Annotated in this window: 12 protein-coding genes; 7 read left to right on the top strand and 5 right to left on the bottom strand. The window is 63.2% G+C overall.

Features of this window, described 5'->3' with window-relative positions:
- Positions 1-73: 73 nt before the first annotated feature.
- From RDU24_RS04025 to RDU24_RS04015, 3 genes are all read right to left on the bottom strand, one after another.
- The gene (locus tag RDU24_RS04025) at positions 74-469 is read right to left on the bottom strand and encodes an Hpt domain-containing protein (protein WP_308734449.1); all 396 of its coding nucleotides are present in this window, start codon (positions 467-469) and stop codon (positions 74-76) included.
- A 129-nt stretch (positions 470-598) separates the two neighbouring features.
- Positions 599-1,030, bottom strand: coding sequence for an ACT domain-containing protein (locus RDU24_RS04020; protein ID WP_308734448.1), 432 nt, complete (start codon positions 1,028-1,030; stop codon positions 599-601).
- 40 nt (positions 1,031-1,070) lie between these two features.
- Positions 1,071-2,378 carry a phenylacetate--CoA ligase family protein gene (locus RDU24_RS04015; RefSeq protein WP_308734447.1) on the bottom strand — a complete coding sequence of 436 codons (1,308 nt, stop codon included), beginning with the start codon at positions 2,376-2,378 and terminating at the stop codon, positions 1,071-1,073.
- A 300-nt stretch (positions 2,379-2,678) separates the two neighbouring features.
- Between RDU24_RS04015 and RDU24_RS04010 the strand changes: the two genes are divergently transcribed.
- The 4 genes from RDU24_RS04010 to RDU24_RS03995 all read left to right on the top strand — a co-directional run bounded on the left by RDU24_RS04010 (position 2,679) and on the right by RDU24_RS03995 (position 6,160).
- Positions 2,679-3,911 carry an SLC13 family permease gene (locus RDU24_RS04010; RefSeq protein WP_308734446.1) on the top strand — a complete coding sequence of 411 codons (1,233 nt, stop codon included), beginning with the start codon at positions 2,679-2,681 and terminating at the stop codon, positions 3,909-3,911.
- An 81-nt stretch (positions 3,912-3,992) separates the two neighbouring features.
- On the top strand, positions 3,993-4,391 hold the full coding sequence (gene rsfS, locus RDU24_RS04005) for a ribosome silencing factor (protein WP_308734445.1): 399 nt from the start codon (positions 3,993-3,995) through the stop codon (positions 4,389-4,391).
- The gene (gpmI, locus tag RDU24_RS04000) at positions 4,388-5,923 is read left to right on the top strand and encodes a 2,3-bisphosphoglycerate-independent phosphoglycerate mutase (protein WP_308734444.1); all 1,536 of its coding nucleotides are present in this window, start codon (positions 4,388-4,390) and stop codon (positions 5,921-5,923) included. The genes rsfS and gpmI overlap by 4 nt, the downstream gene beginning before the upstream one ends.
- Before the next feature lie 3 nt (positions 5,924-5,926).
- Positions 5,927-6,160: a hypothetical protein gene (locus tag RDU24_RS03995; RefSeq protein ID WP_308734443.1), complete on the top strand. Its 234-nt coding sequence runs from the start codon at positions 5,927-5,929 to the stop codon at positions 6,158-6,160.
- 181 nt (positions 6,161-6,341) lie between these two features.
- Here the strand turns inward: RDU24_RS03995 and RDU24_RS03990 are convergent, their stop codons facing one another.
- Both RDU24_RS03990 and RDU24_RS03985 read right to left on the bottom strand, forming a co-directional pair.
- A complete protein-coding gene (locus RDU24_RS03990; protein ID WP_308734442.1) occupies positions 6,342-6,839 on the bottom strand; it encodes a nucleoside deaminase in 498 nt (165 codons plus the stop codon).
- A 6-nt stretch (positions 6,840-6,845) separates the two neighbouring features.
- The gene (locus tag RDU24_RS03985) at positions 6,846-7,655 is read right to left on the bottom strand and encodes a phosphoribosylformylglycinamidine synthase subunit PurQ (RefSeq protein ID WP_308734441.1); all 810 of its coding nucleotides are present in this window, start codon (positions 7,653-7,655) and stop codon (positions 6,846-6,848) included.
- 149 nt (positions 7,656-7,804) lie between these two features.
- Here RDU24_RS03985 and RDU24_RS03980 point away from each other — a divergent pair, with 149 nt between their 5' ends.
- Genes RDU24_RS03980 through RDU24_RS03970 form a run of 3 tightly spaced genes read left to right on the top strand, consistent with a single transcriptional unit; the run spans position 7,805 to position 10,797 of the window.
- Positions 7,805-9,445 carry a CTP synthase gene (locus RDU24_RS03980; protein WP_308734440.1) on the top strand — a complete coding sequence of 547 codons (1,641 nt, stop codon included), beginning with the start codon at positions 7,805-7,807 and terminating at the stop codon, positions 9,443-9,445.
- A gap of 1 nt (position 9,446) precedes the next feature.
- A complete protein-coding gene (gene kdsA, locus RDU24_RS03975; protein ID WP_308734439.1) occupies positions 9,447-10,265 on the top strand; it encodes a 3-deoxy-8-phosphooctulonate synthase in 819 nt (272 codons plus the stop codon).
- Positions 10,255-10,797: a KdsC family phosphatase gene (locus tag RDU24_RS03970; protein WP_308734438.1), complete on the top strand. Its 543-nt coding sequence runs from the start codon at positions 10,255-10,257 to the stop codon at positions 10,795-10,797. Before kdsA ends, RDU24_RS03970 begins: the two co-directional genes overlap by 11 nt.
- Positions 10,798-10,799: the final 2 nt, after the last annotated feature.

The raw sequence follows: 10,799 nt of genomic DNA, 5'->3' as shown, positions 1-10,799 counted from the left end.
GAACAGTCCGACACCAAAAAGAAACGCCGGGCTCGCATGGGTCCGGCGTTTTCTCGTCTGCTGGCGGTGGTGGCTAGGCTTGCGTATCGCCCCGCATGATCTCGAACACACGCTCCATCTCGCCCAGCATTGTCGCGTATTGCTGCGCCAAGGCTTCTGCCTGGCCATCGCGCGCAGCGAACTCAAGCTCCCGGGCGGTGTCGCGCAGGGGCTCCATGCCAAGCGTCGCCGCCGCGCCCTTAATGGAGTGCGCCAGATAGCGGACCATTTCCAGGTCGCCACGGCACACGGCGTCACCCAGGGTGGCCATACGCTTCGGCTCATCCGCAAGGAACGCTTCAAAGAGCCTGGCCAGAAACTCAGGCTTTGTTGTGCGCATGCGCGTGAGCCAGGCGTCGTTGATGGGCGTGCGCGGGGCGTTCTGTGAACATTGGCCGGAAGTGGAAGCTGTGTCGGAAGGATCGGTCACGGCGTTCTCCGGTTAGATGTCCGGGGCGGCTCAGTCCTTGAGTCGGAGTGGCGTGTGGTGGCTCTGCCAAATGAGGCGAAAACAAGCCGGGGAGAGGGCTTTGCGTCCTCCCCCCGGCTGAAATGGGCGCTACATCTTGTACAGCTTTTCGCCGGGCACGATGGTGATGTTGTTCTTCTGGAGCAGCTCGATGGCCTGGTCTGTGCGGTCGAAGCGGAAGATGATGACCGCGTGCGAGCCGGTCTGGTTGACGAAGGCGTACATGTACTCGACGTTGACCTTGGCCTCGCGCAGCATCTCGAGGATGGCGTGCAGGCCGCCCGGCTTGTCCGACACCTCAACGGCGACGACCGTGGTGCGGCCGACCGTGAAGCCGCCGGCCTTGAGGTTCTCCTTGGCCTTGTCAAAGTCGGAGACGATGAGCCTCAGGATGCCGAAGTCCGAGGTGTCCGCCAGGGACAGGGCACGGATGTTCACGCCGGACTCGGCCAGGATGCGCGTGACCTCGGCCAGCCTGCCGGCGCGGTTTTCCAGGAAGATGGAGAGTTGATCGACCTTCATGATATTCCTCGCTTGATGTGGTGGCACAGGGTTCGTTTGATCAGGCCTGTTCCTTGCGCATGTCGATGATGCGCTTGGCCTTGCCTTCGCTGCGTTCGATGCCCTTGGGCTCCACCAGCTTGCACTTGGCGGTGACGCCCAGGAACTCCTTGATGTTCTTTTCTATCTTGGATTCGAGACGTTGTAAATTCTTGATCTGGTCGGAGAAGGCGGCCTCGTCGACCTCGACGCGGACCTCCATGTTGTCCAGGTTGCCCGAGCGGGTGACGATGAGCTGGTAGTGCGGGGCCAGGCCCTCGGTCTCAAGCAGGATGCTCTCGATCTGCGAGGGGAACACGTTGACGCCGCGGATGATGAGCATGTCGTCGCTGCGGCCGGTGACCCTCTCCATGCGCGCCGTGGTGCGGCCGCAACGGCAGGGGGCGGTGTTCAGGCGGCTTAAGTCGCGGGTGCGGTAGCGCAAAAGCGGGATGCCTTCCTTGGTCAGGGTGGTGAAGACCAGCTCGCCGACCTCGCCCGGTTTCCTGGGTTCGCCGGTTTCCGGGTCGATGATCTCGGCCAGGAAGTGGTCCTCCTGGATGTGCAGGCCTTTCTTGACCTTTGCGCATTCTATGGCCACGCCAGGCCCCATGATCTCCGACAGGCCGTAGATGTCTATGGCGGTGATGCCGAGCTTGTTTTCGATCTCTGTGCGCATGGATTCGGTCCAGGGCTCTGCGCCGTGGATGCCTATGCGCAGGGGCAGTTCCTTGAAGTCGATGCCCATTTCCTTGGCGGCCTCGTACAGGTGCAAGGCGTAGGAGGGCGTGCAGGTGAGCACCGTTGCGCCGAAGTCGCGCAGGAGCATGGCCTGGCGACGGGTGCCGCCGCCGGAAACCGGGATCACCGTGGCTCCCAGTTCCTCGGCCCCGTAGTGTACGCCAAGCCCGCCGGTGAACAGGCCGTAGCCATAGGCATTGTGAACGAAATCGCCGCTGTGGGCGCCAGCCGCGGCCAGGCTGCGGGCGCAGAGCTTGGCCCAGGTGTGGATGTCGCGGCGGGTGTAGCCAACGACCGTGGCCTTGCCCGTGGTGCCGGAGGACGAGTGGATGCGCACGATGTTCTCGCGCGAGACGGCAAAGAGGCCGAAGGGATAGTGGTTGCGCAGGTCCTGCTTTTCGGTGAAGGGCAGAAGCGAGACATCGGAAAGGCTCTGGATGTGCTCAGGCTTCACGCCGCGTTCATCGAGCTTTTTGCGGTAGAAGGGCACGTTCTCGTACACGCGCGCCACAAGGTCCTGGAGCCTGCGCAACTGGAGTTTTTGCAGGTCCTCCCTGGGCAGTGTCTCGTTTTCCATGTCGAATATCATGAGTCGTCCTCCTGGGGTGGTGCGAAGCGGATGCTGGCGCTGGGGCCGGACGGCTAATCCCACAATAAAACGGCCACTGGCTTGCGCCGTGGCCAAGAATCAGCCGGTTCGCCCAGTGCTTATCCTGCGCCGTCTGTTCCTTGCCGGAAGAACCATGCTTCCATTAAGCAGAGTCGGCCGAGGACTTCGCTCAGCATGTGTCGTGCATGCCTGAAACACTGCGCTGCGTCAAGGTTGCGCGCCGGTTCTTGTCATTGCCTCCAAGCGGGAGTATCGCTCCCCACGAAGGAGATTCCGCACATGCAGCAGTATGTTGCCGTGGTTTTCGCCCTTGTCTACGCGGGCATGATCTTCGGTGGTTTGCCTGGGCTTGCACTTAACCGCACAGCCGTCGCTCTGCTGGGGGCCATCGCGCTGTTGGCAGGCGGCGTCGTGAGCTCCGGCCAGGCCTGGGCGGCGGTCGACATGCCCACAATGAGCCTGCTGTTTGGACTGATGCTTGTGTCGGCCCAGCTCCGCCTGAGCGGCTTCTACGACGTGCTGGCGCGGCGCATCGCGTCCGCGGAGGCCTCCCCACGGCGCTTGCTCCTGCTTGTCATGGCTGCCGGAGCCGGTCTGTCGGCGCTGCTTGTGAACGACATCGTCTGCCTGGCGCTGACGCCCATCCTGGCCGAGGGCTGCCTGCGCCGTGGGCTGAACCCAGTGCCGTTTCTCATCGGCCTGGCCTGCGCGGCCAACATCGGCTCCGCCGCGACGCTCATCGGCAACCCGCAGAACATGCTCATCGGTCAGGTTGGCGGGCTTCCATTCGCTGCCTTCACACTGGACGCGCTGCCACCGGTGCTGGGCGGACTGCTCCTGTCCTGGGCCGTCATCGTGGCCTTGTCGCGCCGGGACTGGCTGCTTGAACGCAGCGTTGCGCCGGTTGCCGTGGTGGAGCACAGCCTCTGGCCGACCCTCAAGGGCTGCCTGTTGCTGCTTGCCGCGCTTGCAGGCTTTTTGTTCACGTCCATCCCGCGCGAGGTGCTGGCCCTTGGGGCCGGTGCGCTGGTGCTGGTGAGCCGTCGCACGCTGTCGCGCCGTGTGTTTGAGCTTGTGGACTGGGAGCTGCTCCTGTTGTTCCTGGGGCTGTTCGTGGTCAACCACGCCCTGGCCGCCGCGGGACTGCTGGAGGCGTTGTACGGCGGCGTGCGCGCCCTGGGCGTTGATCTTTCACAACCTGGTTGGCTCTTCGGTGCCTCGGCCCTTTTGTCGAACCTCATCTCCAATGTGCCTGCGGTGATGCTGCTTCTGCCTGTGGCCCACACGCCTCAAGACAGACTTCTTTTGTCGCTCTCAAGTACTCTGGCCGGAAACCTCTTCCTGCTTGGCAGCATTGCCAATCTCATCGTCGCCGAGCAGGCCGCCCGCCTCGGCGTATACATAACCTGGCGCTCGCATTTGCGACTGGGCCTGCCGGTGACGCTCTGCACCTTCGCCGTCAGTGCGCTCTGGTTGTGGCTCTCCTGGGGCGAACTTCTCGTGGCGCGCTGAGAGCCTGTCCCTGCATTGCGCTGCCTCAGCGTTTCCATTACAAGGCCGGAAGCACGCGACAATCCGCGTGAACGGGGGAACATGAAGAAGAAACAGCAATTGCCAATGACGCCCGGCCTCTCGACCGACGAGAAGGGACTGCTTCTGGCCCGCCTGCTTGATGAAAAGCAGGGCGAGGAGATCGTTTTGCTCGACGTGAACGGCGTGTGTCCCATCGCCGAGCAGATCATCATGGTCACCGGCAAGGGGCAGCGTCACGTCCAGGCCCTGGCCGACGCCCTGTTGCACTTGGCCAAGGAGCGCAACATCGCTTCCCTTGGCGTCGAGGGCTACCAGACAGGGAGTTGGATCCTTTTGGATTTCAACGATGTCATCGTGCATGTGTTTCAGGATGACCTGCGCAGCTTCTACAACATCGAAGGGCTGTGGTCCGAAGGCAGGCGCGTGGACTGGAGCACAGGGCCGAAGGACGCCCAATGAAATCCGTCACCCCGACGCTGTTGCTGATTCTGGACGGCTTCGGCATCGCGCCGAACGGTCCGGGGAACGCGACCTTCCTGGCACGGACGCCGAACCTCGACAGCCTGATCGCGCGCTACCCGAACACGCAGCTGGCCTGTTCCGGTCGCGCCGTGGGCCTGCCGGACGGTTTCATGGGCAACTCCGAGGTCGGGCACATGAATATCGGCGCCGGGCGCATCGTCTACCAGGACATGACGCGCATCGACATCACCATCGAGGACCGGAGCTTCTTTGAGAACCCGGTTTTGCTCGACCTCTGCGCCAAGGCCAAGGCCGGGAGCGGCCGCCTGCACCTCATGGGCCTGGTGTCCGACGGCGGCGTGCACAGCCACCAAAACCACATCCATGCCCTTGTCGAGCTGGCCAAGGCCCAGGGCGTGCGCGAGGTGTTCGTCCACGCCTTTCTGGACGGACGCGATACCCCGCCCTCCAGCGGCCTGGGCTATGTGCAGCAGCTGGAGGCCAAGCTGGCCGAACTTGGCCTCGGGCGCGTGGCCACGGTCATGGGCCGCTACTACGCCATGGACCGCGACAAGCACTACGAGCGCAACGAGCCGGCCTATCTGGCCCTGGCTTGCGGACAGGGCAGGGCGGTGGGCTCGGCCTCGGAAGCAGTGGAAAGCGCCTACGCCAGCGGCGAGACCGACGAGTTCGTCAAGCCCTGCCTGGTGGCCGGCGCCGACGGCAAGCCTGTTGGCACCATAGGCGACGGCGATGGCCTGTTCTTCTTCAATTTCCGCGCGGATCGCGCACGGCAGATTAGCCGCGCTTTCTTCGACGATGACTTTAAGGAATTCCAGCGGCCCTTGCGCCCCAAGCTCTCCGGGTTTGCCAGCATGACGCGCTACGAGTCCACCTTCCCTCTGCCTGTGGCCTCGCCGCCGCAGTCCCTGGACGGATTCCTGGGCGAAGTGGTGAGCGGTCTGGGGTTGAAGCAGTTGCGCATCGCCGAGACGGAGAAGTACGCCCACGTGACATACTTCCTCAACTGCGGGCTTGAAGACCCCGTGCCTGGCGAGGAGCGTGTGCTGATTCCCTCCCCGCGCGAGGTCGCCACCTACGACCTGAAGCCTGAGATGAGCGCTCGCGCTGTCACAGAGGCCTTGCTGGCGCGCAGGCGCGAGTTCGACCTCTGCGTTTGCAACCTGGCCAATCTGGACATGGTGGGCCACACCGGAATCATCCCCGCTGTCATCACAGCTTGCGAGACCGTAGACGAATGCGTGGGGCGCATCGTGGAGGCCTTTCTGGCCGACGGCGGGCAGGTGTTCTTGACGGCGGACCACGGCAACGCCGAGGAAATGATTGATGCGCTGGGGAACACGCAGACGGCCCACAGCCTCAACCCCGTGCCCCTTGTGCATATCGACCCCAGGGGAGGGCGCGCGCTCAAGCCTGGCAAACTGGGCGACATCGCTCCCACCATTCTGGCCTCCTGGGGCCAGCCCAAGCCTGAAACCATGACAGGCGCAAGCCTGTTCGAGGAATAGCTTATGACCAAGCCGCTGACTCCCGTGCGCCCGATGGGCATGGAGATCGTCTTCCTCTACCCCTGCCCGCATTGCGCCCGCGAGGTGACGCTCATTGCGCCGACCCGGCCGTCCATGGCCCAGTGCGACGCCTGCCGCAAAAACTTCCCCATCGTACCCGTGGATGACCGCACGCTGCGGTACTTCAAGGTCATGCTGAACGGCGGCAAGGCCGCCATCGACCCTGATTTCCTGTAGCCACACATCATTCTGCCCAATGAACATGGCCCAGGCGTCGCGTAACGTCTGGGCCGTTTCCGTTTTAAGGAATTATTGATTAAGTATGTAAATCAACAACTAGAGAAAGTCATGATTTTCTCTAGTACCGAGATGACAGCATACTGTGCGTCGTGTGGACACGGAGGGACTTGGTGATGGGCTAGCCGGGCTTGCGGCGGGCCAGGAAAAAGCGCTTGAGCATCGCGCCGCATTCCTCGGCCATGACGCCCTGGAGGACCCAGGGCCGGTGGTTCAAGAAGGGCAGGGTGCGGGCGTCGAGGTTCGACACAAGCGCCCCGGCCTTGGGGTCGGCGGCGGCGAAGACGACACCAGCAACCCTGGCGTGCACAAGCGCGCCTACGCACATGAGGCACGGCTCAAGCGTCACGGCCAGGATGGACCCGGTGAGGCGGTGGTTGCCGAGCTTTTGTCCTGCCTCGCGCAGGCACAAGACCTCTGCGTGGGCTGTGGGATCCTTGAGGGCGATGTTGCTGTTGTGGGCCTTGGCCAGTATCGAGCCGTCCGCCGCCAGGAGCACGGCGCCGACCGGCGCCTCGTCATGCTGCGCGGCCAGGCAGGCCTCGTCAAAGGCCAAGGACATGAGCGCCCGCCAGGAGTCGTATCCAGGCGGGCGCTCAGGCGGTACGGAACGGTTCATGGCCAGCTACAGGGCCTTGAGGTAGCGCACCCCGCCAGCGAGCAGGGTCAGGCCCAGGGGCGAGGTTTCGCCGCGGGTCCAAGCCGGGTGGTTGCAGGGGTGGTTGTAGGCCTCGGGGTGGGGCATGAGACCCAGGATGCGGCCCGACGGATCGGTGAGGCCGGCGATGGCGTTGGCGGAACCGTTGGGGTTCTGCGGGAACTGCATGGTTGCCACGCCGCTGACCGGATCGATGTAGCGTAGCGCGACGAGGTTGGCGGCCTCAAGGGCGTCCAGCGTCTCCTGGTCCTGCGGTACGATCTTGCCCTCGCCGTGGCGAACCGGGGCCTCAAGTATGTCGATATCCTTGGTGAACACGCAAGGGGAGGCCGAGTTGGCGCGCAGGGTCACCCAGCGGTCCTCGTAGCGGGCAGAGTCGTTGTGCGAAAGCGAAACCTGGCGCTCGAAGTAGCGGCCCCCGAGTGCGGGCAAAAGTCCAAGCTTCACCAGGAGTTGAAAGCCATTGCAGATGCCCAGGATGAGCCCGCCTGCATCGAAGAACGCCTTGAGCTGGTCAAGCACGTGTTCACCGCTGTTCGTTTTGGCGAAACGCCAGCGCAAAGCTGCTGCCTGGGCCGAACCAAGATCGTCGCCGTCCAGGAAGCCACCGGGAAAAATGAGAAAATTGAAATCCTCCATGCGCAGGTGGCCGGAGGCGATATCGGAAAAGTAGGCTATCGTGGCTTCGTCAGCCCCGGATTCCCGGGCGGCGTGTGCTGATTCCTGTTCACAATTGGTGCCGTATCCGGTAAGAACTAGTGCTTTGACGCGGGCCATGAACTTCCTCCATTGCGACTGTCGATGCGGGAGCTAGGGTTTGGTCCCGCAGAAACGAGAGAATACGTGCCCCCGCGTGCGGCGTCAACACGGTCCACGACATCAAAGGCAAGACAACTCAACCTGAAGCAGGCAGAAGAGGTGTTTGCATGAAGACGAAGTTTATTTTCATCACCGGCGGAGTGCTGTCTTCCCTGGGCAAAGGCCTGGCCGCGGCGTCCATAGGCGCGCTGCTGCAGACGCGCGGCCTCAAGGTGACCATTCAGAAGCTCGACCCTTACATCAACGTGGACCCGGGGACCATGAACCCCTTCCAGCACGGCGAGGTCTATGTCACCGAGGACGGCGCCGAGACCGACCTCGACCTGGGGCATTACGAACGCTATCTGGGCATCCACATGAGCCAGAGCAACAACTACACCTCCGGTCGCATCTACGAGACCGTCATCAACAAGGAGCGCCGCGGCGACTACCTGGGCGGCACCGTGCAGGTCATCCCGCACATCACCGACGAGATCAAGCGCAGCGTGCTTGGCGTGGCCAAGGGCGACGAGGACGTGGCCCTGATCGAGATCGGCGGCACCGTGGGCGACATCGAGGGCCTGCCGTTCCTGGAGGCCATCCGCCAGCTCAAGAACGATCTCGGCAAGGAGAACGTCCTCTACATCCATCTAACCCTCGTCCCCTACATGCGCGCCGCCGGGGAGCTCAAGACCAAGCCCACCCAGCACAGCGTCAAGGAACTGCGGGCCATCGGCATCCAGCCCGACATCATTTTGTGCCGCTCCGAGGTGCACCTGCCCGCCGACCTGCGCGCCAAGATCGCGTTGTTCTGCGACGTGGACCGCGACGCCGTATTCTCCGCCGTGGACGTGAAGAGCATCTACGAAGTGCCCATGGAGTTCTACCGTGAGGGCGTGGACCAGAAGATCGCCATCCTGCTGAAGCTTCCGGCCAAGAACGCAGAGCTTGACTCGTGGAAAGAGCTGAACCGCCGCATCAACAACCCCAAGGGCACCTGCAAGATCGGCATCGTGGGCAAGTACGTGGACCTGAAAGAGGCTTACAAGAGCCTGCATGAGGCCCTTGTCCACGGCGGCGTGTTCAACGAGGTTTCCGTGCAGCTCGAGTACGTGAACTCCGAGGAGATCACGGCCAAGAACGTCGAGAAGCGGCTCAAAAGCCTGGACGGCATCCTTGTGCCCGGCGGCTTCGGCTCGCGCGGCATCGAGGGCAAGATCCTGTCCATCAAGTACGCCCGTGAGAACAAGGTTCCCTTCTTCGGCATCTGCCTCGGCATGCAGTGCGCTGTCATCGAATACGCGCGCAACGTCCTGGGCCTGGACAAGGCCAACTCGCAGGAGTTCGACGAGTTCACTCCGGATCCGGTCATCTACCTCATGACCGAGTGGTACGACTTCCGCACCAAGAAGGTGGAAAAGCGCGATGAGGGCTCGAACAAGGGTGGCACCATGCGCCTGGGCTCCTACCCCTGCAAGATCGTCAAGGACACCAAGGCCATGGAAGCCTATGAGGAGACGAGGATCGAGGAACGCCACCGCCACCGCTACGAGTTCAACAACAAGTATGCCGATGCCCTGCAAAAGGCCGGGCTGGTGCTTTCCGGCACCTCGCCCGATGAGGAGCTTGTGGAGATGGTGGAACTGCCGGGACATCCGTGGTTCCTGGGCTGCCAGTTCCACCCGGAATTCAAGTCGGGTCCCATGAAGCCGCACCCGCTGTTCCGCGAGTTCATCCGTGCTGCGGCGCTCCAGGCCAAGGGCAAGTAGCATGTCGAACGATTCCGCAGCGCTCTACGCCAAAAGCCTGACGGGACCTTTCGTCCTGGCTGGTCCGTGCGTGCTGGAGAGCAGGCAGATGGCGCTTGATGTCGCCAGGGAGCTTTCGGCCATCGCCCAGCGCCTGGAGCTGACGCTGGTGTTCAAGAGCTCCTACGACAAGGCCAACCGCACCGCCGCCACAAGCTTCCGCGGTCCCGGCCTGGACATGGGACTCGCCTGGCTGGCCGAGGTGCGGGAGGCCACAGGCCTGCCTGTGGTCACGGACATACACCTGCCGGAGCAGGCCGAGCGCGTGGCCGAGGTGGCCGATGTGCTACAGATTCCGGCTTTTCTCTGTCGGCAGACCGACCTGCTTGTCGCGGCGGCCGAGACAGGGAAGATCGTCAACGTGAAAAAAGGGCAGTTCCTTGCCCCCTGGGACATGAAGAACGCCGCCGACAAGCTACGCAGCGCTGGCAATGGACGCTTCTGGCTCACGGAGCGCGGCTCTTGTTTCGGCTACAACAACCTTGTGGTCGACATGCGCTCCCTTTCAATCATGCGCGGGCTTGGCGCGCCGGTGGTCTTTGACGCCACCCATTCGGTGCAGTTGCCGGGCGGGCAGGGCGGCATGTCCGGCGGCCAGCGCGAGTTCGTGCCGGCCCTGGCTTCCGCAGCCGTGGCGGCAGGTGCAAGCGGCGTGTTCCTCGAGGTCCACCCGGATCCGGATAACGCCCTGTGCGACGGCCCCAATTCCATCGCCCTGTCCAAGGTCGAGGTCCTGCTCACGCGGCTTTTGGCCCTATGGAGCGTACCCAGTGCCGGTTGACTCCAAGCTCGACCCCGCTGTCGAAGCGCTGGCCCGCGACGTCAAACTCTTGATTCTTGACGTTGACGGGGTGCTTACCGATGGCGGCCTCATCTATGACCACGAAGGCAACGTCTCCAAGCGCTTCCACGTTCAGGACGGACTTGGAATAAAGATTGCACAATCCCTTGGGCTTGGCATAGCCGTCATCACTGGCCTGAAACATGGGGCCGTTGAGAAGCGCGTGCGCGAGCTGGGCATCGAAGAGTACCATGCAGGCCATGTGGACAAGGTGCCCTTGATGGAGGGGATTTGCAGCCGCATCGGCTGCGAACATGGCCAGGTCGCCTACCTGGGCGATGACTGGGTGGATGCGGGCGTGATGCAGGCGGTCGGCCTGCCCATGGCCGTAGCCAACGCTCAGCCGGAGATCCTGCGGCTGGCGAAATGGGTGTCCCGGTTGCAAGGCGGTCAGGGAGCGGTCCGAGAGGCCATCATGTTCCTCCTGCGCTGTCGCGGTCAATTTGACGCAGCCTGGGAGAAGTGGAGCTGATG

This window comes from Humidesulfovibrio sp. (assembly GCF_031082295.1).
Classification (GTDB): Bacteria; Desulfobacterota; Desulfovibrionia; order Desulfovibrionales; family Desulfovibrionaceae; genus Humidesulfovibrio.
This window is presented reverse-complemented; position numbering and strand designations above follow the sequence as displayed.